This window comes from Sphingomonas sp. BK580 (genome assembly GCF_014194975.1).
Classification (GTDB): domain Bacteria; phylum Pseudomonadota; class Alphaproteobacteria; order Sphingomonadales; family Sphingomonadaceae; genus Sphingomonas.
The window spans coordinates 369,893-389,821 of record NZ_JACIAY010000001.1 but is presented as its reverse complement, the minus strand read 5'-3'; the positions used below and the strand labels follow the sequence as shown (position 1 = coordinate 389,821).

Genomic DNA, 19,929 nt, shown 5'->3' with positions numbered 1-19,929 from the left:
GTACGGGCGCGCGATGATCAAGCACGCTCTCCCCGTCACGCGCGAGGCCGACTTCGCCGCCTGGTACCAGTCCGTCATCGCCGAGGCCGACATGGCGGAGGAATCGGGTGTGCGCGGCTGCATGGTGATCCGGCCGTGGGGCTACGGCATCTGGGAGCGGATCCAGCGGCTGCTCGACGATCGCATCAAGGCGACCGGGCACGAGAACTGCTACTTTCCCGTGTTCATCCCGCTCTCCTATTTCGAGCAGGAGGCCGCGCACGTCGAGGGCTTCGCCAAGGAGATGGCGGTGGTGACTCACCACCGCCTGATCGCCGACGGCAAGGGCGGGCTGGTGCCCGATCCCGCCGCCAAGCTGGAAGAGCCGCTGGTCGTCCGCCCCACCTCCGAGACGGTGATCGGCCACGCCTTCGCGCGCTGGGTGCAGTCGTGGCGCGACCTGCCCGTGCTGATCAACCAATGGGCCAACGTCGTCCGCTGGGAGATGCGCACGCGCATGTTCCTGCGCACCGCCGAGTTCCTGTGGCAGGAGGGGCATACCGCGCACGCCTCGGCGGAGGAGGCGCGCGAGGAGACGCTGCGCATGCTCGAGGTGTACCGCGACTTCGCCGAGAGCGACCTCGCGCTGCCGGTGGTGGCGGGCGAGAAGCCCGAGAACGAGCGCTTCCCCGGCGCGGTCGCGACCTACTCGATCGAGGCGATGATGCAGGACGGCAAGGCGCTCCAGGCGGGCACCTCGCACTTCCTCGGCACCAATTTCGCCAGCGCGCAGAACATCCGTTTCCAGAACAGCGCGGGCGAGCTCGAGCTGGCGAACACCACCAGCTGGGGTGTGTCGACGCGGACGATCGGCGCGCTGATCATGGTCCACGGCGACGACGACGGAATGCGCGTGCCGCCGCGCGTCGCGCCGTGGCAGGTGGTGATCGTGCCGATGCTGCGCGACACGCCCGAGGACGAGGCGCTGGTGGCCTATTGCCGCACGCTGCAGCAAGCCCTCGCGCGGCAGAGCGCGCTCGGCGAGCCGCTGCGCGCGCTGCTCGATCTCAAGCCGGTGAAGTCGACCACCAAGCGCTGGGGCTGGGTCAAGAAGGGTGCGCCGATCGTCGTCGAGGTCGGCGGGCGCGACATGGCGGCGGGCAACGTCTCGGTGATCCGACGGGATCGGCTGTACCGCGCCGACGGCAAGCTCGACAGCGTCGGTGCCGCGCGCGACGGCTTCGTTGCCGAGGCGCCCGCGTTGCTGGAGGCGATCCAGCGATCGTTGTACGACGAGGCGGCCGCGCGGCTGCGTGCGGGCATCACCCCGGCAAGCGACTGGGCCGCGGTCGAGGCCCACTTCGCCCCTGACGCGCGCAACCCCGGGTGGCTCGAGGTGCAATGGGCGCGCCCGACCGGGGCGGCGCTGGACGCGGTGGTGGAGAAGCTCAAGGCGCTCAAGTTGACGCTGCGCAACGCGCCGAGCGACCAGGCGCCGCTCGACGGCACCTGCGTCTTCACCGGCGCGCCGGCGGTGGAGCGCGTGCTGGTCGGCCGCGCCTATTGAGCGCCGCCGCGGTGCCGGCCCGCACAGAGCGGACCGGCACCACAGCAGCTCCCGAGATCCCGCATCAGCAGCGCGGCGGCAGGGCGGGGCCGCGGCGCCGGACATTGCCGGGGATCGCTCCGAGCGGCCTGGGGCTGTCTCATCGCTCGCCGAGTCGACACCGATTGCATGAGCGTGAACGGTATTTCATAGGTGCGAGATGAACCGCCCTGTGAGGGAGCCCGGCGCCGTGCTGACCATCATCTGCGACCAACCGCTGGCACTGCGCGTCGTCGAGCGTGAGCCGCCCGCGCGCGCGAGCGACGGGTTGCTGGTGCGGATCAGGCGCGTCGGGCTGTGCGGCACCGACTATCATATCTACGCGGGCGACCAGCCGTTTCTCAGCTATCCGCGAGTGATGGGGCACGAGCTGGCGGGCGAGGTCGTCGAGGCGCCGGCGGGCTCTGCCTTCCGTCCTGGGCAGGCGGTGACGATCAACCCGTATCTCGCCTGCGATCATTGCGTTGCCTGTCGCACCGGCAAGCCCAATTGCTGCGCCCATGTCGCGGTGCTCGGCGTCCACACTGACGGGGGCATGGCCGAGCTGATCGCGGTGCCCGAGCGCGCCGCGATCGACGCCACCGGGCTCACGCCCGAGCAGGCGTCGATGGTCGAGTTCCTCGCGATCGGCGCGCACGCGGTGGCGCGCGCGCGGCTGCGGCCGGGCAGCCGCGCGCTGGTGAAGGGCGCCGGCCCGATCGGCCTCGCCACCGCCCTGTTCGCGCGGCTCGACGGCGCCGCGGTGACGCTGTGCGACTCACGCCGGCCGCGGCTGGATCGCGCCAGACGCGACCTCGGCTTCGACTCGGTGGTGCTCGCCGACGGTGCGGCGCAGGCGCGCTTCGCGGCGATGACCGACGGCGACTTCTTCGAGACGGTGTTCGACGCGACGGGTAATCTTGCCGCCATGCGCGACGGGCTCCACCAGGTCGCGCACGGCGGCAGCTACGTGCTGGTGAGCGTCGTGAAGGGCGACCTGGTGTTCGCCGATCCGGAGTTCCACAAGCGCGAGACGACACTGATCGCCAGCCGCAACGCGCTCGCGGCCGATTTCGCGCGGGTCATCGCCGCGATCCGCGACGGTACGATCGCGACCGACGCGCTCCACAGCCACAGCGTCGACGCCGGGGATCTGCCGCGGCGCCTTCCCGAGCTGATCGAGGCGGCGGACACGGTGCTCAAGGCGATCGTCCGCTTCGACTGATCGCCGCTCACACCCAGGCGAAAGCGCTCCGGAGGCGCGCCGCGCCGCCGCTCGTGAACGGCGCGCCATGCGCCATCACCACGCGCTCGGGCGCCAGCGCCACCATCGACGTGATCGCCGCCCGCATCGGCTCGCCGCCGAGCCGCAGCGCGGCGCGAAGGTAGAGCGGCGTGGTACCGGCCGTCCCCCGCGTCGCGCGGGCGACCAGCGCGGTGATCGCGGGCAGCCGCTCGGGCTCGAGGTTCTGCACCAGGTCGGTCAGCACCAGCGTTCGGGTGGCGCGGTGCAGGAACCAGGTCTCGCGGAAGCCAGCGCCGCCCTCGATCACGCCCTGGTCGACCGCCCCGCCCCAGGCCGACGGCGCCTCGTCACCGAGTACCGAGTCGATCCGCAGCCCGGCGCGGCGCACCTGCGCGCGCTCGGCGAGGCCCGGCGCTGCCCACAAGGTCGCGCGTGGGAAGGCGCGCTGCCAACGTGGCAGATAGGTCCAGTGCGCTACGTTGGGCGCGACGAGATGGCGCACGGGGCCGAGCGCCTCGAGCGCTGCCGCCAGGGCTGGCGTGTACGAGATGGGCGAATGGAGCAGCAGCGCGCCATCGTCGAGCCGGATCACCGTCATGCGCACCGGCAGCGTCAGGCCGCCGGCGTGGATCGGACCGCTGTCGACGACCCAGATATCCTCCGCGAACGGCTTGGGCAGGTCGAGCGGCGGGTAGGTCGCGGGCGCGACGGGGCGCCGGCTGGCGTAGCGGTAGCCGGCGAGCGCACCGGCGGCGGCGACCGCGGCGATGGCGGTGAGCGCGGGAGCCGGGACGGAGTAGGAGCGTCGTGTCATGCCGGACAGAACGTCGCGCGCGCCGCGTCGTGCCGCGTCTCGCCGCAGAGCCGGCTCACCGCGCCGGCTGGTCATTCCCCGCCGCCGCGACTTATAGGCGCGGTGATGCTACTCGCCTCGCACCGTGACCATCTCGCCGAGCTCGCCGCGCGCGACCGGCTCCGCACGCTCGCGCCGCGCCGCGGCATCGACTTTTCCTCGAACGATTATCTCGCACTCGCCGCCGCACCGCGGCTGCGCGCCGCGGCGGTGGCGGCGCTCGAGCGCGGCGTCTCGCTCGGCTCCGGCGGCTCGCGGCTGCTGCGGGGCAATGACCCCGAGCATGAGGCGCTGGAGGCGGAGGCGGCGGCCTTCTTCGGCACCGCCGCGGCCTTGTTCTTCGGCAGCGGCTATGCCGCCAACACCGCGCTGTTCGCGGCGCTGCCCCAGGCCGGCGACCTGGTGGTGTATGACGCGCTCGTCCACGCCAGTGCCCACGACGGGATGCGGCTCGGCCGCGCCGCGACCGTCTCCACGTCGCATAATGACGCGGGCGCGGTCGACTCGGCGATCGCGGCGTGGCGCGCCCGCGGCGGCACCGGCACGCCCTGGATCGCGGTGGAGAGCCTCTACAGCATGGACGGCGATCGCGCGCCGCTGGCCGATCTCGCCGCGGTCGCCGAGCGGCACGGCGCGATGCTGGTGATCGACGAGGCGCACGCCACCGGCGTGTGGGGCGAGCGCGGGCGCGGTCTCGCCGGCGCGCTCGACGGGCGGGACGACGTCATCACGCTCAAGACCTTCGGCAAGGCGCTCGGCTGCGAGGGCGCGCTGGTGTGTTGCTCACGCCTGGTGCGCGACTTCCTGGTGGCGCGCGCGCGGCCCTTCATCTTCTCGACCGCGCCGGCGCCGCTCGCCGCCGCGGTGGCGCGCGCCGCGCTGGCGATCCTCGCCGACGAGCCCGAGCGGCGCGCGCGGCTGCACGCGCTGATCGCGCACGCCGGCGCGCGGCTGGGACCGCTCGGCGCCACCGTGACCGAGACCCAGGTCATGCCGCTGCTGGTCGGCGACGACCGCGCCGCGCTCGACCTCGCCGCCGCGGTGCAGCGCGCCGGCTTCGACGTGCGCGCGATCCGACCGCCGACGGTGCCGGCGGGGAGCGCGCGGCTGCGGCTGTCGCTGACGCTCCACGTCGGCACCGCGGAGATCGACGCGCTCGCCGAGGCGGTCGCGGAGGCGCGGCGATGAGCGTGGTCGCGGTGACCGGTACCGATACCGGCGTGGGCAAGACGGTGTTCGCCGCGGCGCTGACCGTGGCGCTCGACGCTTCCTACTGGAAGCCGGTGCAGGCCGGGCTGGAGGACGGCAGCGATGCCGCCAGCGTCGAGTCGCTCGGCGTCCCCCGCGCGCGGATCATGCCCGAGGCGTATCGGCTCACGACTCCGTGCTCGCCGCACCGCGCGGCCGAGCTCGATGGGGTCGCGATCGATCCCGCGCGGCTGACGCTACCCGCGGTCGCGCGTGATCTCGTGGTGGAAGGGGCGGGCGGGGCGCTGGTGCCGCTGACGCGCGACTGGCTGTTCGCCGACCAGATCGCGCGCTGGGGCTGCCCCGCGGTGCTGGTGGCGCGCACGTCGTTGGGCACGATCAACCATAGCCTGCTCTCGATCGAGGCGCTGCGCGCGCGCGGCGTGCCGCTGCTCGGGGTCGCCTTCGTCGGCGACGCGCAGGAGGATAGCGAGGCGACGATCGCGGCGATCGGCCACGTGCGCCGGCTCGGCCGGCTATCGCTGCTGCCCCGGCTCGATCCGACCACGCTGGTGAGTGCCTTCGCCGGGTCGTTCGACGTGGCGGCGTTCCGATGAGCGGTTCGCCGGTGTGGCATCCTTTCACCCAGCACGGCCTGGGCGAGCCGATCCCGCTCGTCGCCCGCGGCGAGGGCGCGGCGCTGCACACCGCCGACGGTCGCCGCGTGATCGACGCGATCTCCTCCTGGTGGGTGACGACGCACGGCCACAATCACCCGCGCATCGTCGCCGCGATCCGCGATCAGGCCGAGCGGCTCGACCAGATCATCTTCGCCGGCTGGACGCACGAGCCCGCCGAGGAGCTGGCGCGCGGGTTGACCGCGATCATGCCGGCGGCGCTGACCCGCGTCTTCTTCTCCGACTCGGGCTCGACCAGCGTCGAGGTCGCGCTCAAGATGGCGCTGGGATACTGGCACGCGCGCGGTGAGCCGCGCGACCGCATCCTGGTGATGGCGCACAGCTATCACGGCGACACGATCGGGGCGATGTCGGTCGGCGCGCGCGGCGTGTTCAACCGGCCCTATGCGCCGCTGCTGTTCGACGTCGGTACGATCCCGTTCCCCGCCGCGGGCGCGGAGCAGGCGACGCTCGACTCGCTGGAACAGGCCTGCGCGTCCGGCGCGGCGGCGTTCATCGTCGAGCCGCTGGTGCTCGGCGCCGGCGGGATGCTGTTCTACGCGCCCGCGGTGCTCGCCGAGATGCGCGCGATCTGCGCGCGCCACTCCGTGCTCTTCATCGCCGATGAGGTGATGACCGGCTGGGGCCGCACCGGCACGCTGCTGGCATGCGAGCAGGCCGGCGTGGTGCCCGACATCCTCTGCCTTTCCAAGGGGCTGACCGGCGGCGCGGTGCCGTTGGCAGTGACGTTGGCGACCGAGCCGCTGTTCGAGGCGCATCGCAGCACCGATCGCGCGCGAATGTTCTTCCACTCGTCGAGCTACACCGCCAACCCGATCGCCTGTGCCGCCGCGTGCGCCAATCTCGCGATCTGGCGCGACGAGCCGGTGCGCGAGCGCGTGGCGGCGCTGGCGGCGGCACAGGCCGAGCGCGTGGCGGCGCTCTCCGCTGTGCCTGAGGTGAGCGGCGCGCGCTCGCTCGGCACGATCGCGGCGCTCGAACTCGGGGAGGGGGCGGGCTACCTCTCCGACCGCGCGCCGCGCCTGATGGCCTTCTTCCGCGAGCGCGACGTGCTGCTGCGCCCGCTCGGCGACACGCTCTACGTCATGCCGCCCTATTGCATCGGGGCCGACGACCTTGACCGGATCTATGCGGTGATCGCGGAGGCGGTGGAGACGTTCGGGTGAGCGCCACCGTGCTTCTGTGCAAGCCGGATTGCGGTGCGAGTTGCGCGGCCTCTTGTCGGCGCCATCCTGAACTCCTTTCAGGATCCACCGTCCCGCCTATGCAGCGGCGCCAAGGTGCGCGGACGAGTGGAGCCTGAACCAGGTTCAGGATGGCGCCACGGTCTTTCGAGAGCGTCGGTTGGCCGCGTGAGGCGTCGTAGGCGCTCCGCCCACTCTCAGTCGATCCGCTTCGCCAGGAAAAAGCGCGACTCGCCCGGCGGATAGTCGTCGATCGCGCCGAACTGCGCGTAGCCGAGCTTCTCGTAGAAGCCGCGCGCCTGGAAGCTGAAGGTGTCGAGCCACACGCCGACGCAGCCGAGCCGCGCCGCCTCGGCCTCGGCGGCGAGCATCAGCGCTCGTCCCTCGCCGCGGCCGCGCCGGTCGGGCGGGAGCGCGAGATATTGCACGAACAGCCAGCGATAGCTCGCCACCCCCCACAGCCCGCCGACGATCGCGCCGGCCTCGTCGCGGAGCACGAGCGCGATCTCCTCGCGCGGCATCTGCCCCACCGCCGAGTCGTTGTGCGCCACCAGCGGGGCGAGGATCGCGGCGCGCACCGCCGCGTCGGGCGCGGCGACTCGCTCGATCACTTCTTGCGCTTGAAGTCCACCGCGACGACGTTCGAGCCGTCGCTCGCGCCGCTGGCGGGCGGCCCGTCATTCTCGGCAGGGTCGTGCCCGCCGGGGCCGTCGCCCGGCCCCTCCTGCGCCTGGAAGCGCAGCTCGAAGTTGACCGCCGGGTCGTGGAAACCGGTGATCGCAGCGTAAGGGATCACCAGCTTGGACGGCACCTGGTTGAAGCTGAGCCCCACCGAGAAGCGCTCGTCGTCGACGGTCAGGTCCCAGAAGCGGTTCTGGAGCACGATCGTCATCTCGTCGGGGAAGCGCTCGACGAGGCGCGACGGGATGTCGACGCCGGGTGCCTGTGTCTTGAAGGTGATGTAGAAATGGTGCTGGCCCGGCAGCCCGCCGGTCTCGGCGACCACGCCCAGCACACGCCCCACCACGGCGCGCAGCGCTTCCTGCACGATCTCGTCGTAGGGGATCTGGCTGTCGGGCAGCATGTCGTTCATGCGCTTATGGGTAGCGCGGTGGGCTGAGCGGTCAAGGTTGCTTGGACCGTCCAGCGCGTTATGGACCGACGCCATGCGCACCGCCACGCTCCGCCGCGACACCAGCGAGACCCGTATCAGCGTCTCCGTCAACCTCGATGGCACCGGCCAGTATGAGATCCACACCGGGGTCGGCTTCTTCGACCATATGCTCGAGCAGCTCGCGCGCCACTCGCTGATCGACGTCACGCTCCATTGCGACGGTGACCTCCACATCGACCAGCACCACACGGTGGAGGACAGCGCGCTCGCGCTCGGCAGCGCGGTGGCGCAGGCGCTCGGCGACAAGCGCGGCATCCGCCGCTACGCCGACGCGCTGTCGCCGATGGACGAGACGCTGACCCGAGTCGCGCTCGACATCTCGGGCCGACCGTGGCTGGTGTGGAAGACCGCCTTCACCCAGACCCGCCTCGGCGAGATGGACACCGAGCTATTCCAGCACTGGTTCCACAGCTTCGCGCAGACCGCCGGGATCACGCTCCACGTCGAGACGCTGTACGGCGACAACAACCATCACATCGCCGAGAGCGCCTACAAGGGGCTGGCGCGCGCGCTGCGCGAGGCGATCGAGATCGACCCGCGCAAGGTCGGCGTGATCCCCTCGACCAAGGGCACGCTGTGAGCGGCTTCCGTGTCGGCGGCGAGCTGAGCCTGATCCTGCTGAGCTACGTGCGCCCGCTCGACGAGCTCGACTCGCTGATGCCGGCGCACGTCGCCTGGCTCGACGCCGGCTTCGCGGAAAACGCCTTCCTGGTGGCGGGCCGGCGCGAGCCGCGCAGCGGCGGGGTGATCGTGGTGCGCGGCGACCGCGCCGCCGCCGAGGCGATCGCCGCGACCGACCCGTTCGTCACCGCCGGCGCGGCCACCGCGGAGGTGGTGCCGTTCCACGCCAGCTTCGCCGCCGACCCGGTCCGCGCGTGGCTGGCATGACGCTGGCGCTGATCGACTATCAGGCGGGCAACCTCCACTCGGTCGCCAACGCGCTGCGCGCCGCCGGGTGCGAGGACCTGGTCGTCACCGCCGACCCCGACGCGGTGGCGCGCGCCGATCGCATCGTGCTGCCCGGCGTGGGCGCGTTCGGCGCCTGCGCGGCGGCGCTGCGCGCGGTCGACGGTCTGGTGCCTGCGCTCGAGCGTCGCGTGCTGGAACAGGGCGCGCCCTTCCTCGGCATCTGTGTCGGCATGCAGCTGCTGGCGACCGCGGGCGAGGAGCTCGGTCGCCACGCCGGGCTCGGCTGGATCGACGGCACGGTCCGCCGAATCGACGTCGCGGGCACCGACGCCAAGGTGCCGCACATGGGCTGGAACGACGTGGTGCCGCAGGTCGAGCACGCCTTGATCGTACCCGGCGAGGCCTATTTCCTCCACAGCTACGCCTTCACCGGCGCGCACGTGGTGGCGACCACCGATCATGCCGGCCCGGTCACCGCCGCGGTGGCGCGGGACACGGTCGTGGGGGTGCAGTTCCATCCCGAGAAGAGCCAGCGCTACGGGCTGGCGCTGCTGGAGCGCTTCCTGGCGTGGCGGCCGTGAGCGGCACGGCATCGGTCGGTCGACCGCCCTCTTCCCACCCGCCGCGTCACCCTGAACTCGTTCCAGAATTCACCGCTCCGCTCGCTCTTCGCCCGTCGGGTCGGCGGCACGGTGGATCCCGGACCAAGTCCGGGACGACGGCAAGGGTAGGGCGGCATGCCCGCCGGCAGCGCTTCCGATCCGTCCCGCCCTCGCCGAGTGAGCCCGCATGACCCTCATCGTCTTCCCCGCGATCGACCTCAAACAGGGCCAGGTGGTTCGCCTCGCCGAGGGCGACATGGCGCGCGCCACCGTCTACGGCGACGACCCCGCGGCGCAGGCGATGCTGTTCGCCGAGGCCGGCGCGGAGCACCTCCACGTCGTCGACCTCGACGGGGCCTTCGCCGGTGCCAGCGTCAACGGCGAGGCCGTGCGCGCGATCGTCGCGCGCTTCCCCGGCCACGTCCAGCTCGGTGGCGGCATCCGCACGCGCGAGAGCGTTGAGCGCTGGTTCGATCTCGGCGTGTCGCGCGTGGTGATCGGCACCGCCGCGCTGGAGGATCCGGACTTCGTCCGCGGTGCCGCACGCGACTTTCCCGGCGGCGTGGTGGTGGCGGTGGACGCGCGCGACGGCATGGTCGCGACCAAGGGCTGGGCCGACGTGTCGACCACCAGCGTGGTCGAGCTCGCGCGCCGCTTCGAGGACGCGGGCGTGGCGGCGCTGCTGTTCACCGATGTCGGTCGCGACGGGCTGCTCAAGGGCGCCAACATCGAGGCGACGGTGGACCTCGCGCGCGCGGTCGACATCCCGGTGATCGCGAGCGGCGGCGTGGCCGGGATCGCCGACATCCACGTGCTGGCGCTGCACGCGCGCGACGGGGTGGAGGGCGTGATCACCGGGCGCGCGCTGTATGATGGCCGGCTCGACCTGGCCGCGGCGCTGAGCGTGGCGGCGGCGGCGTAGCGGGCGCGCAGGCGCGCGAGCGGCGGGATATCTCGTGGCTATCCCGCGCACGCGGGTGTCCCGGCGGACACCGCGCCGCGAGCTGTTGCCCTGCGTGACCCTGAGCTCGGGCGCTCGCTGGAGCACAACTCAGCCACGAAAGGGCGGTCCCTGACCCACGCCGCTGCGCGCGACCAACCCGCGCGCTGTGCCTCGTCGCGCGTGCGGCGTATGCAGCCAGAAGCGCTCCTCGCGCTCCAGCCCGGCTTCCCACGTGCGCTGGCGAAACCACGACCAGCACAGGATCGTACGGCGCTCGTGCGGCCACTCGGTCGGGAATGCGCCGCGCGGGTTGGCGAAGATCACCAGCAGCGCACAGAAGCGGCATCGCATCGCCCTATTCTCCTCGACCCATCGAAACTGATGATGCCGCCGCGCGCGCTTCAAGGAACCCCGTCACTGACCGACATCGGCGCCTGCGCTTGCTCCCGACCGCGCGCGCGGGCATGAGCCGCACGCATGACCGTCCGTGCCCGCGTGATCCCCTGCCTCGACGTCGCCGAGGGCCGCGTCGTCAAGGGCGTCAACTTCGTCGACCTGATCGACGCCGGCGACCCGGTGGAGCAGGCGCGCGCCTATGACGCCGCCGGCGCCGACGAGCTCTGCTTCCTCGACATCACCGCCAGTCACGAGGCGCGCGGCACCATCCTCGACGTCGTCCGCCGCACCGCCGCGGTCTGCTTCATGCCGCTCACCGTCGGCGGCGGGGTGCGCAGCGCGGAGGACGCGCGCGCGCTGCTGCTCGCCGGCGCGGACAAGGTGGCGGTCAATTCCGCGGCGGTGGCGCGTCCGGAGCTGGTGAGCGACATCGCCGAGCGGTTCGGCAGCCAGTGCTGCGTCGCCAGCGTCGACGCGCGCCGCGTCGGCGAGGGCTGGGAGGTGTTCACCCACGGCGGTCGCCGCGCCACCGGGATCGACGCGGTGGCGCACGCCCTGCGCCTCGCCGAGCTGGGCGCGGGCGAGCTGCTCGTCACCTCGATGGACCGCGACGGCACGCGCGGCGGCTACGATCTCGCGCTGGTACGCGCCATCGCCGACCGCACCGAGGTGCCGGTGGTCGCCTCGGGCGGGGTCGGCACGCTCGACGACCTCGTCGCGGGAGTGACCCAGGGCCATGCCTCGGCGGTGCTCGCCGCGTCGATCTTCCACTTCGGCCAGGCCACCGTGGCCGAGGCGCACGCCGCGCTCGCCGGCGCCGGCGTGCCGGTGCGCGCGCATTGAGCCGCGGCGCGTGGCGGGCAGGCGCCGCGCTGCTGGCAGCGCTTCTCGCCGGCTGCGGCGGCCACTACCGGCCGGTGAGCGACGTGCCGGTGCGGCTCGGCCGACCCTATGTGGTGCGCGGCGTCACCTACACGCCCGCCGTCGACCCGAGCTACGACATGCTCGGCTATGCCAGCTGGTACGGCAGCGAGTCGGGTAATCGCACCGCGCTCGGCGAGCGCTTCCGCGCCAAATGGGTCACCGCGGCGCATCCGACGCTGCCGCTGCCGAGCTACGTCGAGGTCACCGCGCTGGACACCGGGCGCGTGATCCTGCTGCGGGTCAACGATCGTGGCCCGTTCGCGCGCGACCGGCTGATCGACCTGTCGCGCGGCGCGGCCGAACTGCTCGGCGTGCGGGCGCGCGGCCATGTCGCGGTGCGCGTGCGCGTGGTCGAGCCGCCCGAGCGAGACCGCGAGCGGCTGCGTCGGGGAAAGGCCGCGGCGCCGCGACCCGGCGTCTCGCCCGAGGTCGCCGCCAACCTGCGCGCGCAGCTCGACACCGGCCTGCGCGCGATCGGTCGCTGAGCAGAGCGATGTCGCGTGTCGGTCAGGACCACCCTGACTTGACCCGCGAGCTCTCGCGCGGCACCCCGCGCGTCATGGACCAGCCCGACCCGCTCGACCGGCTCTTCGCCACGGTCGCCTCGCGCCGCGGCGCCGACCCCGCGTCCTCCTACACCGCCTCCTTGTTCGCGAGGGGGCGGCCGCGCATCGCGCAGAAGCTCGGCGAGGAGGCGGTCGAGACGGTGATCGCGGCGCTGCGCGGCGACGAGCGCGCGATCGTACCGGAGGCGGCGGACCTGCTGTACCACCTCATGGTGCTGCTCGCCGACGCCGGGCTGACGCTCGACGAGGTCCGCGCCGAGCTCGCGCGACGCGAGGGCGTGTCGGGGCATGACGAGAAAGCCGCACGCGGCGGACCGCTGCCGCTCTCCTTCCGACCCGAGTGAGGATCGCCCGATGACCGTCGACGCCACCCAGCCCTATGACGACGCGAATATCTTCGCCAAGCTGGTACGCGGCGAGATCCCGTCGCGGCGGGTCTACGAGGACGAGCACAGCATCGTCTTCCACGACATCGCGCCGTGGGCGCCGGTCCACCTGCTCGCGGTGCCGAAGGGGCGTTACGTCAGCTGGGACGATTTCTCGGCGAGCGCGAGCGCGGAAGAGATCGTCAGCCTCACCCGCGCGATCGGCCAGGCGGCACGCGAGGCGGGGCTGGTCGAGCGCGGCTACCGCCTGATCGCCAACACCGGGCTCGACAGCCACGCCGAGGTGCCGCACCTTCACGTCCACATCCTCGCCGGCCGCGCGCTCGGCCCGATGCTGGCGCAGCGGGACGGGTAAGGGCGGGAGGCAGCCCGGCGCGCTGATCGCGCCGCGGCGGCACTTGCCCGGTCGGGGTCATCGCGCAGCAACCGTCATCCCGGCCCTGAGCCGGAGACCATCCTTTCGCGGGATTGACGCCCGCGGCACTCGCGGGACCATGGATCCCGGGTCAAGCCGGGATGACGAGCTCGGCGAGTCGCCTCCGCGTCAGTGAGCATCGGGGAACCGGACCCTCGAACCCGGCGCGAGGACGGGATGACGGCAGGGAGGTGTCGTGTCCTCTCGCCGCCTGCCCTGTCATTGCCGCGCAACACTATTGCGCGTCGCCGCACACCCGCTACGCTCCTGTCCAGCAAATTTCCCTTGGGGGCATCGAACCTAATGATCTTCGGGCGCGTCAAACCTCTCGACGCCATCCTCGCCACCGCCGAGCGCAAGTCGCTCCACCGCACGCTCGGCTGGTTCCAGCTGACGCTGTTCGGCATCGGCTGCGTCATCGGCACCGGCATCTTCGTGCTCACCGCGGCGGGGGCACAGAAGGCCGGACCCGGGCTGATGCTGGCCTTCGCCATCGCCGGCGCGATCTGCATCGTCGCGGCGCTGTGCTACGCCGAGATCGCGGCGATGATCCCGGTGGCGGGCTCGGCCTATACCTACACCTACTCCACCATGGGCGAGCTGCTCGCCTGGACGGTCGGTTGGGCGCTGATCCTCGAATATGCGGTCGCCGCCAGCGCGGTGGCGGTCGGCTGGTCGGGTTATTTCAGCGGGACGATCCTCAACCAGTTCCTCGGCATCCATCTGCCCGCCTGGCTGTCGGCGGCGCCGCTCGCCTTGGGCGGGGCCCCCGGCGGCTTCATCAACCTGCCCGCGGTGGTGATCGCGGGGCTGATCACCTGGCTGCTGATGATCGGCACCACGGAGAGCGCGCGCGTGAACGCCGTACTGGTCGCGATCAAGGTGGTGGCGCTGACCGCCTTCATCGCGCTGACGCTGCCGAGTGACTCATTCAGCGCGGGCAAGTTCAACCCCTTCCTTCCCGCCGGCGTGTTCGGCGGCTTCGGCACCGGCGTGGGGGCGGTGGGCGCGGCGGCGACGATCTTCTTCGCCTATGTCGGCTTCGACGCCGTCTCGACCGCCGCGGAGGAGACCAAGAACCCGCAGCGCAACGTGCCGATCGGGCTGATCGGCTCGCTCTTGTTCTGCACCATCTTCTACATCCTGGTCGCCGCCGGCGCGATCGGCACGATCGGCGGCCAGCCGATCATGGGGCCCAACGGCGTGCCCTTCCCGACCGGCTCGGAGGAGCTGGCGCGCCAGTGCGCGCTGCCGCAATATGCCGACGCGTTGGTCTGCTCCAACGAGGCGCTGGCCCACGTGCTGCGCGCGATCGGCTGGTCCAAGGTGGGCAACATGCTGGGCATCGCGGCCTTCCTGGCGCTGCCCTCGGTCATCCTGATCCTGATGTTCGGCCAGACGCGCATCTTCTTCGTGATGAGCCGCGACGGCCTGTTGCCCGAGAAGCTGTCGGCCGTGCACCCGAAGTGGAAGACGCCCTATGTCGTGACCGCGATGACCGGGATCGGCGTGGCCTTCGCGGCAGCGTTCCTGCCGGTCGGGCAGCTCGCCGACATCGCCAACGCGGGCACGCTCTACGCCTTCATGATGGTGGCGATCGCGGTGATGATCCTGCGGCGCACCGCGCGCGACCACAAGCGCGACTTCCGCACGCCCGCGCTGTGGCTGGTCGGGCCGCTGACGATCCTGGGCTGCGTGTTCCTGTTCTTCAACCTGCCCTCCGCCGCGATGCTGGTGCTGCCGGTGTGGGGCGCGGTGGGGCTGGTGATCTACTTCGCCTACAGCCGGCACCACAGCCATGTCGGCCGCGGCATCGTCGACGCCGACGACCTCGCCGACCCGACGCTGCACTGAGTCATCGCGGGCACGCCGCGGCGCTCTCCCGCGCACGGAGAGCGCTCGGACGTCATCGGGTCAGGCCAGCGGGGGAGGCGTGCGCGTGCCCGTTCCGGCGCGCAGCTCGTCGCGGATCTCGCGCAGCAGCGCCACCTCGGCGGGCTCGGCGGCAGGCTCGGCGGTGCCCTCCTTCTTCTCGCGCTCGGTTGCGGCGATCACGCGGTTGACGCTGCGCATCAGCAGGAAGACGATGAAGGCGAGGATGATGAAGTTGATCACCACGGTGATGAACTCGCCGTAGCCGAACAGCGGCACGCCCGCCGCCTTGAGCTGGGCATAGCTCGTCAGCGAGCCGGCGTAGTTGGCGGGGACGGGCCCCAGCTTCACGAAATAGCTCGAGAAATCGAAGCCGCCGAAGATCGCGCCGACGATCGGCATGATGATGTCGTCGGTCAGTGACTTGGTGATGGTGGCGAAGGCGCCGCCGATGATCACGCCGACCGCCAGGTCTAGCACATTGCCGCGAGCGATGAACGCCCTGAAATCCTTCAACATGATCGTCTCCCTGCCGCTCCCGGTGCGGGCAGATCCAGGTTAAGCGCGGATTGTCGCTTCGCCAAGCCGCCCGGCTGACCTACAGAGGCGCCTCCCGACGCCAGCATCGAGCGAGACCCCATGACCAAGCCGCACCGCGACGCCGACGCTCCTGCCGAGACCGCCTGGGCGGGTCGCTACATCGAGGTGAAGACGCAGGGGCAGTGGGAATATGTCACCCGCCGCAACGGCATCCAGGCCGCCGTGATCGTGGCGATCGACGACGCCGATCGCGTCGTGCTGGTCGAGCAATATCGCGTCCCGCTCGGCCGTCGCTGTCTCGAGCTACCCGCGGGCCTGATCGGTGACGAGACCGCTGGTGAGGCGGTCGCCGCCGGCGCCGCGCGCGAGCTGGAGGAGGAGACCGGCTATCGCGCGGGGCGGATCGAGGAACTGGGCTTCTTCTACTCGTCGCCGGGCATGAACAGCGAGGGCTTCACGCTGGTGCGCGCGCACGAGCTGGAGAAGGTCGGTCCGGGCGGCGGCGAGGCCGACGAGGACATCGAGGTGCATCTCGTGCCGCGCACCGAGCTGGCGCGCTTCGTGCTGGCGAAGCGCACCCAGGGCGTGGCGATGGACGTCAAGATGCTGCTGCTGCTGGCGGACGGGTTGCTGGGGTGACGTGATCCTCCGCGCTCGGCGGCGAGGGGACCGCGGGCCGCAGGCCAGTGGTCGCGCGCGCAGCGCCGGCGTGCGCTCCCCTCCGCAAGCCTGTGGCTGGTCCCCCTTCACGCGAGCGGGGAGGATCAGCGGAACCCACCGACCTGAAAGCGATTATCCCCGTAATGACTGCCACACCGCGCAAGGTCGGGATCCTGACCTTCCACCGCTGCATCAACTACGGCTCCTACTGGCAGGCGCGCTGCCTGACCGAGGGACTGCGCTCGCTCGGCCATGACGCGCGGCTGCTCGACCATCACAGCGATCAGGTCGCGCGCGCCGAGTGGCGCTGCTCGTTCCAGCCGACCCTGCCCGAGCGGACCCGCCGCGCCGACCTGCCCGCCTATAAGATCAAGGGGCGCAAGTTCGTCGCCGCGTTCGACCGACTGCCGCAGTCGCCGCGCTTCCCGCTGCACCGGCCCGACACCAGCGACTATGACGCGATCGTGGTCGGAAGCGACGAGGTCTGGAACTTCCGCCATCCGTGGTACGGCGGCGCCCCGATCTTCTTCGGCGAGGGGCTGAACGCGCCACGGCTGGTCTCCTATGCCGCCAGTTTCGGCAACCATGATGCCGCCGACGGCATCTCGGACGATTGGGCGGCGAAACTGCGCCGCTTCACCGCCGTCTCCGTGCGCGACGCCAACTCGCGCGAGCTCGTCGAGTCGGCCCTGGGCGCGACACCGCCCCTGGTGCTCGATCCGGTGCTCCAGTTCGGCGACCGTGTTCACGCCGCCGCATCGCCGTCGGGCGAGGGCGGCTACGCGCTGGTCTACGGCCACGGCTTCCCCGAATGGCTGCAGCGCCAGATGCGCGACTGGAGCCGTCGCAGCGGGGTGCGGTTGGTGAGCATCGGGTATCGCAACGACTGGGCCGACGAGCAGGACATCGCCGCCGGCCCGGAGGAGTTCGCGCGCCGCGCCGCGAGTGCCAGCGCGCTGGTCACCAACTTCTTCCACGGCTGCGTCTTCGCGCTCAACAATCGCACCCCGTTCGTCACCGCACCGTCGCCGTATCGCTTCAACAAGGTGCGCGATCTCGCCGCGGCGCTCGACGCGCGTCGCCATATCGTCGCGCCCGAGCTGGAGGCGGCGGACTATGATACGCTGCTCGGCGCGCCGCCCGCGCCCGCGGTGTACGACCGGATCGAGGCGCTACGCGCCGAGTCGTTCGACTATCTGCGTCACGCGCTTGGTTGAGCCGCTCGCACCGCGCGACGTGGTGCGCTCCGGACTGTGCATCGGCTGCGGCGGCTGCGCGGCCGACGCGCCGGCCGGCACGATGGCGTGGGATCGCTACGGCACCTGGAAGCCGGTCGGCGCCTTCACCGCGCGTCGCTCGGACGAGTTCGCGCGCCGATGCCCCTTCTCGCCCGCCGCCCGCGACGAGGATGCGATCGCCGCCGAGCGCTTCCCGACCGCACCGCGCGCCACACCGCTGCTCGGTCGCCACGAGTCGACCTGGGTCGGCCATGTCGCCGAGGGGGCGTGGCGCGAGTGGGGCAGCTCGGGCGGCATGGTGAGCTGGGTCGCGGCCGAGCTGCTGCGGACCGGCGCGGTCGACGCGGTGGCGCATGTCGCCGCGGTCGCCGCGCCGCAGGAGGACGGGCGCTATTTCGCCTATCGTCTGTCGCGCGACGCCGGATCGCTGCTGACGGGTGCCAAGTCGCGCTATTATCCCGTCGAGCTCTCCGCGATGCTGCGCGAGATCCGGGCCACGCCGGGGCGCTACGCGATCGTCGCGGTGCCGTGCTTCGCCAAGATGATCCAGCTGGAGCGCGCGCGCGACCCGGTGCTGCGCGAGCGCGTGCCGCACGTGCTCGGTCTGTTCTGCGGCCATCAGAAGAGCGCGCGGCTGGTCGACAGCTTCGCGTGGCAGCTCGACACGCCACCGTCGCGCGTGCGCGCGGTGGACTATCGCATCAAGGACGCGGGCCGTCCGGCCAATTGGTACCGTGCGCACCTGACGCTCGACGACGGCAGCGCGCGTGCCGAGGACTGGTGGCATCTCGCCGACGGCGACTGGGGCGCGGGCTTCTTCCAGAACAGCGCGTGCGACATGTGCGACGACGTCGTGGCCGAGACCGCCGACGTGGCCTTCGGCGACGCCTGGGTCGAACCCTATTCGTCCGACGGCCGTGGGACCAACGTGGTGATCGCACGCACGCCGCTCATCGATCGGCTGATCCGCACCGCCGTGGCAGAGGGGCGGCTCATGCTCGAGGAGGTCGACGCCGCCTTCGTCGAGGCGACGCAGGCGGCGGGATTCCGCCATCGCCGCGAGGGACTGGCGTATCGGCTGACGTGGCGGCGCTGGCGCGGCGGCGTCGCCAAGCGCAAGCGGGTCGCGCCCGACGCGCGCGCGCTGCCGCTGCGACGCCGTCTGGTGTATCGCACGCGCGCCGGCATCGCGCGTTGGAGCCACCGGCTGGGGTGGCTGTCGGCGCGGACCGGGGCGCCGGGGCTCTACCTTCGTTGGGCGCGGCCGGTGCTGGCCTTCTATCGAGCGCTCGCCTGGTCGCACGGTCGGCTCGGCGGCTGGATCGACCGGGTGCTGCCGGACGCGCGACGTCAGTAGGTTCGGCCGACGCCCGCTCAGAAGAAGCGCAGCCAGCGGCTCGCGCTCCGCCGCTTCGCCGCGGCGAACCAGCGGGTCGCCCACCACAACGGCGGCGTGGCCGCGGCGGCGAGCAGCCAGACGTGGCCGATCGTCGGCACCTCGCGCCCGCCGGCGGCGATCGCCAGCAGGTGCAGCGCGTAGAGGTGGAGCAGGTAGAAGAACATCGGCGCGCTCCCCAGCACCGCCAGCCAGCGCGGCGCGCGCTGCTCGAAGCCCGCCAGCAATGATGCGCCCAGGCCGAGGGTCAACAGCAGGAAGTCGAGCGAGGGCGGGTATTTGGTCACGTTGAGGAAGGAGAGCCAGGTGAGCAGCGGTGTCGCGCCGAGCTCCCATGGCACCGGCTCGCCGTAGCGATTGATCGCGCGCAGCAGCACGAACGCCAGCAGCAGCGTCGCGCCGGCGGCCGCGAGCGCGCGCCGCCGCCAGGCCGGCGAGGCGTGGAACCACGGGCCGATCGCGTAGCCGAGCGCGATCACGCCGATCCAGGGGAGAACCGGATAGGAGGTACGAGCGGTCACCCCGCCGCCCAGCGCGACGAGGTCGCGCTGATGGAGTATCGCCCACAGGGGATGCAGCGGTTGGCCCGCGGCGAGGCGCACCGAGTCGAGCAGATTGTGCCCTGCCACCAGCACGATGGCGACCGCGATCAGTGCGCCGCGCGGCAGCCACAGCAGCCCCGCCAGCGCGATCATCGACCAGCCGATCGCCCATATCACCTGGAGGTAGATCATCGCCGGCGCGAGCGAGAAGCTCCAGGCGAAGCCTACCAGGGTCAGCTCGAGCAGCAGCAGGAACAGCCCACGTTCGAGCAGGAAGCGCGCGGTGGCGGCGCGCGGCCGGGCCGCACCGTAGAGCCATGCGGAGATGCCCGCGAGGGCGATGAAGACCGGGGCGCAGAGGTGCGCCGCGAGCCGAGCCGCGACGAGACCGGGTGGGGCGACGCGAAGATCCATCGGGTCGCTCACCGGCGCGCTCAGCAAGAAGTATTCGCGTGTGTGGTCCGCCAGCATCAGCAGCATGACGAGTCCGCGCAGCGCATCGATCGAGTCGAGCCGGCGGTTCGGCGCGGGACGTGACGGCGCTCGGACGGTGCGGGGGGCGGTGAGCTGAAGCATGGCCGCGGGCCATGATACATTATCTCGTCACACGCAACGTTCGGGTCGCTGCCGGAC

General features: G+C 71.9%; 23 protein-coding genes. 17 read left to right on the top strand and 6 right to left on the bottom strand.

Going from position 1 to position 19,929, the window contains the following annotated elements; translation table 11 throughout:
• Positions 1-13: 13 nt before the first annotated feature.
• Both FHY05_RS01805 and FHY05_RS01800 read left to right on the top strand, forming a co-directional pair.
• Complete coding sequence (locus FHY05_RS01805; protein WP_183942684.1) at positions 14-1,546, top strand: aminoacyl--tRNA ligase-related protein; 1,533 nt, start codon at positions 14-16, stop codon at positions 1,544-1,546.
• A 229-nt stretch (positions 1,547-1,775) separates the two neighbouring features.
• Positions 1,776-2,789 (top strand): zinc-binding alcohol dehydrogenase family protein, encoded by a 1,014-nt coding sequence (locus FHY05_RS01800; protein WP_183942683.1) that lies wholly within the window; start codon positions 1,776-1,778, stop codon positions 2,787-2,789.
• A gap of 7 nt (positions 2,790-2,796) precedes the next feature.
• On the opposite strand, the gene FHY05_RS01795 is transcribed toward FHY05_RS01800, so the two are convergent.
• Positions 2,797-3,624, bottom strand: a complete 828-nt coding sequence (locus FHY05_RS01795; RefSeq protein WP_183942682.1) for a DUF4336 domain-containing protein — start codon at positions 3,622-3,624, stop codon at positions 2,797-2,799.
• Between the two features lie 105 nt (positions 3,625-3,729).
• Between FHY05_RS01795 and FHY05_RS01790 the strand changes: the two genes are divergently transcribed.
• From FHY05_RS01790 to FHY05_RS01780, 3 genes are read left to right on the top strand one after another with little or no spacing between them, the layout of a single operon-like run.
• Positions 3,730-4,851: an aminotransferase class I/II-fold pyridoxal phosphate-dependent enzyme gene (locus tag FHY05_RS01790; protein ID WP_183942681.1), complete on the top strand. Its 1,122-nt coding sequence runs from the start codon at positions 3,730-3,732 to the stop codon at positions 4,849-4,851.
• Positions 4,848-5,468 carry a dethiobiotin synthase gene (bioD, locus tag FHY05_RS01785; protein ID WP_183942680.1) on the top strand — a complete coding sequence of 207 codons (621 nt, stop codon included), beginning with the start codon at positions 4,848-4,850 and terminating at the stop codon, positions 5,466-5,468. Before FHY05_RS01790 ends, bioD begins: the two co-directional genes overlap by 4 nt.
• Positions 5,465-6,715 carry an adenosylmethionine--8-amino-7-oxononanoate transaminase gene (locus FHY05_RS01780; protein ID WP_183942679.1) on the top strand — a complete coding sequence of 417 codons (1,251 nt, stop codon included), beginning with the start codon at positions 5,465-5,467 and terminating at the stop codon, positions 6,713-6,715. Before bioD ends, FHY05_RS01780 begins: the two co-directional genes overlap by 4 nt.
• A 215-nt stretch (positions 6,716-6,930) precedes the next feature.
• Here the strand turns inward: FHY05_RS01780 and FHY05_RS01775 are convergent, their stop codons facing one another.
• Both FHY05_RS01775 and FHY05_RS01770 read right to left on the bottom strand, forming a co-directional pair.
• Entirely contained in the window at positions 6,931-7,344 is a 414-nt protein-coding gene (locus FHY05_RS01775; protein WP_183942678.1) for a GNAT family N-acetyltransferase, read from the bottom strand.
• Positions 7,341-7,826 (bottom strand): SspB family protein, encoded by a 486-nt coding sequence (locus tag FHY05_RS01770; protein ID WP_183942677.1) that lies wholly within the window; start codon positions 7,824-7,826, stop codon positions 7,341-7,343. The genes FHY05_RS01775 and FHY05_RS01770 overlap by 4 nt, the downstream gene beginning before the upstream one ends.
• 73 nt (positions 7,827-7,899) lie before the next feature.
• Between FHY05_RS01770 and hisB the strand changes: the two genes are divergently transcribed.
• The 4 genes from hisB to hisA all read left to right on the top strand — a co-directional run bounded on the left by hisB (position 7,900) and on the right by hisA (position 10,340).
• Positions 7,900-8,487 carry an imidazoleglycerol-phosphate dehydratase HisB gene (gene hisB / locus FHY05_RS01765; RefSeq protein WP_183942676.1) on the top strand — a complete coding sequence of 196 codons (588 nt, stop codon included), beginning with the start codon at positions 7,900-7,902 and terminating at the stop codon, positions 8,485-8,487.
• Entirely contained in the window at positions 8,484-8,795 is a 312-nt protein-coding gene (locus FHY05_RS01760) for a YciI family protein (protein WP_311732340.1), read from the top strand. Before hisB ends, FHY05_RS01760 begins: the two co-directional genes overlap by 4 nt.
• A complete protein-coding gene (gene hisH / locus FHY05_RS01755) occupies positions 8,792-9,397 on the top strand; it encodes an imidazole glycerol phosphate synthase subunit HisH (protein WP_183942675.1) in 606 nt (201 codons plus the stop codon). The genes FHY05_RS01760 and hisH overlap by 4 nt, the downstream gene beginning before the upstream one ends.
• Positions 9,398-9,605: 208 nt before the next feature.
• Positions 9,606-10,340, top strand: a complete 735-nt coding sequence (hisA, locus tag FHY05_RS01750) for a 1-(5-phosphoribosyl)-5-[(5-phosphoribosylamino)methylideneamino]imidazole-4-carboxamide isomerase (protein WP_183942674.1) — start codon at positions 9,606-9,608, stop codon at positions 10,338-10,340.
• 129 nt (positions 10,341-10,469) lie between these two features.
• Here hisA and FHY05_RS01745 read toward each other — a convergent pair whose 3' ends face one another.
• Positions 10,470-10,712, bottom strand: coding sequence for a hypothetical protein (locus tag FHY05_RS01745; protein ID WP_183942673.1), 243 nt, complete (start codon positions 10,710-10,712; stop codon positions 10,470-10,472).
• A 126-nt stretch (positions 10,713-10,838) separates the two neighbouring features.
• Between FHY05_RS01745 and hisF the strand changes: the two genes are divergently transcribed.
• The 5 genes from hisF (at position 10,839) to FHY05_RS01720 (ending at position 14,902) form a co-directional block, all read left to right on the top strand.
• Positions 10,839-11,600 carry an imidazole glycerol phosphate synthase subunit HisF gene (gene hisF, locus FHY05_RS01740; RefSeq protein ID WP_183942672.1) on the top strand — a complete coding sequence of 254 codons (762 nt, stop codon included), beginning with the start codon at positions 10,839-10,841 and terminating at the stop codon, positions 11,598-11,600.
• Positions 11,597-12,166 (top strand): septal ring lytic transglycosylase RlpA family protein, encoded by a 570-nt coding sequence (locus FHY05_RS01735; protein WP_183942671.1) that lies wholly within the window; start codon positions 11,597-11,599, stop codon positions 12,164-12,166. The genes hisF and FHY05_RS01735 overlap by 4 nt, the downstream gene beginning before the upstream one ends.
• 74 nt (positions 12,167-12,240) lie before the next feature.
• Positions 12,241-12,591 carry a phosphoribosyl-ATP diphosphatase gene (locus FHY05_RS01730; RefSeq protein ID WP_183942953.1) on the top strand — a complete coding sequence of 117 codons (351 nt, stop codon included), beginning with the start codon at positions 12,241-12,243 and terminating at the stop codon, positions 12,589-12,591.
• A 10-nt stretch (positions 12,592-12,601) separates the two neighbouring features.
• Positions 12,602-12,988 carry an HIT domain-containing protein gene (locus tag FHY05_RS01725; protein ID WP_183942670.1) on the top strand — a complete coding sequence of 129 codons (387 nt, stop codon included), beginning with the start codon at positions 12,602-12,604 and terminating at the stop codon, positions 12,986-12,988.
• Between the two features lie 363 nt (positions 12,989-13,351).
• A complete protein-coding gene (locus FHY05_RS01720; protein ID WP_183942669.1) occupies positions 13,352-14,902 on the top strand; it encodes an amino acid permease in 1,551 nt (516 codons plus the stop codon).
• A 60-nt stretch (positions 14,903-14,962) separates the two neighbouring features.
• Here the strand turns inward: FHY05_RS01720 and mscL are convergent, their stop codons facing one another.
• Positions 14,963-15,439 carry a large conductance mechanosensitive channel protein MscL gene (mscL, locus tag FHY05_RS01715; protein ID WP_183942668.1) on the bottom strand — a complete coding sequence of 159 codons (477 nt, stop codon included), beginning with the start codon at positions 15,437-15,439 and terminating at the stop codon, positions 14,963-14,965.
• A 120-nt stretch (positions 15,440-15,559) separates the two neighbouring features.
• Between mscL and FHY05_RS01710 the strand changes: the two genes are divergently transcribed.
• The 3 genes from FHY05_RS01710 to FHY05_RS01700 all read left to right on the top strand — a co-directional run bounded on the left by FHY05_RS01710 (position 15,560) and on the right by FHY05_RS01700 (position 18,715).
• A complete protein-coding gene (locus tag FHY05_RS01710) occupies positions 15,560-16,099 on the top strand; it encodes an NUDIX hydrolase (RefSeq protein WP_183942667.1) in 540 nt (179 codons plus the stop codon).
• 164 nt (positions 16,100-16,263) lie between these two features.
• Positions 16,264-17,337, top strand: a complete 1,074-nt coding sequence (locus tag FHY05_RS01705) for a polysaccharide pyruvyl transferase family protein (protein WP_183942666.1) — start codon at positions 16,264-16,266, stop codon at positions 17,335-17,337.
• Positions 17,330-18,715, top strand: a complete 1,386-nt coding sequence (locus tag FHY05_RS01700; protein WP_260181084.1) for a Coenzyme F420 hydrogenase/dehydrogenase, beta subunit C-terminal domain — start codon at positions 17,330-17,332, stop codon at positions 18,713-18,715. The genes FHY05_RS01705 and FHY05_RS01700 overlap by 8 nt, the downstream gene beginning before the upstream one ends.
• A gap of 17 nt (positions 18,716-18,732) precedes the next feature.
• Here the strand turns inward: FHY05_RS01700 and FHY05_RS01695 are convergent, their stop codons facing one another.
• On the bottom strand, positions 18,733-19,872 hold the full coding sequence (locus FHY05_RS01695; protein WP_183942664.1) for a DUF1624 domain-containing protein: 1,140 nt from the start codon (positions 19,870-19,872) through the stop codon (positions 18,733-18,735).
• Between the last annotated feature and the right edge of the window lie 57 nt (positions 19,873-19,929).

Bases quoted from the DNA above. Each gene is read 5' to 3' on its own strand.
- FHY05_RS01805 (WP_183942684.1), top strand. From the start codon at position 14: ATGATCAAGCACGCTCTCCCCGTCACGCGCGAGGCCGACTTCGCCGCC.
- FHY05_RS01795 (WP_183942682.1), bottom strand. From the start codon at position 3,624: ATGACACGACGCTCCTACTCCGTCCCGGCTCCCGCGCTCACCGCCATC.
- FHY05_RS01790 (WP_183942681.1), top strand. From the start codon at position 3,730: ATGCTACTCGCCTCGCACCGTGACCATCTCGCCGAGCTCGCCGCGCGC.
- bioD (WP_183942680.1), top strand. From the start codon at position 4,848: ATGAGCGTGGTCGCGGTGACCGGTACCGATACCGGCGTGGGCAAGACG.
- FHY05_RS01780 (WP_183942679.1), top strand. From the start codon at position 5,465: ATGAGCGGTTCGCCGGTGTGGCATCCTTTCACCCAGCACGGCCTGGGC.
- FHY05_RS01770 (WP_183942677.1), bottom strand. From the start codon at position 7,826: ATGAACGACATGCTGCCCGACAGCCAGATCCCCTACGACGAGATCGTG.
- hisB (WP_183942676.1), top strand. From the start codon at position 7,900: ATGCGCACCGCCACGCTCCGCCGCGACACCAGCGAGACCCGTATCAGC.
- hisH (WP_183942675.1), top strand. From the start codon at position 8,792: ATGACGCTGGCGCTGATCGACTATCAGGCGGGCAACCTCCACTCGGTC.
- hisA (WP_183942674.1), top strand. From the start codon at position 9,606: ATGACCCTCATCGTCTTCCCCGCGATCGACCTCAAACAGGGCCAGGTG.
- FHY05_RS01745 (WP_183942673.1), bottom strand. From the start codon at position 10,712: ATGCGATGCCGCTTCTGTGCGCTGCTGGTGATCTTCGCCAACCCGCGC.
- hisF (WP_183942672.1), top strand. From the start codon at position 10,839: ATGACCGTCCGTGCCCGCGTGATCCCCTGCCTCGACGTCGCCGAGGGC.
- FHY05_RS01730 (WP_183942953.1), top strand. From the start codon at position 12,241: ATGGACCAGCCCGACCCGCTCGACCGGCTCTTCGCCACGGTCGCCTCG.
- FHY05_RS01725 (WP_183942670.1), top strand. From the start codon at position 12,602: ATGACCGTCGACGCCACCCAGCCCTATGACGACGCGAATATCTTCGCC.
- FHY05_RS01720 (WP_183942669.1), top strand. From the start codon at position 13,352: ATGATCTTCGGGCGCGTCAAACCTCTCGACGCCATCCTCGCCACCGCC.
- mscL (WP_183942668.1), bottom strand. From the start codon at position 15,439: ATGTTGAAGGATTTCAGGGCGTTCATCGCTCGCGGCAATGTGCTAGAC.
- FHY05_RS01710 (WP_183942667.1), top strand. From the start codon at position 15,560: ATGACCAAGCCGCACCGCGACGCCGACGCTCCTGCCGAGACCGCCTGG.
- FHY05_RS01705 (WP_183942666.1), top strand. From the start codon at position 16,264: ATGACTGCCACACCGCGCAAGGTCGGGATCCTGACCTTCCACCGCTGC.
- FHY05_RS01695 (WP_183942664.1), bottom strand. From the start codon at position 19,872: ATGCTTCAGCTCACCGCCCCCCGCACCGTCCGAGCGCCGTCACGTCCC.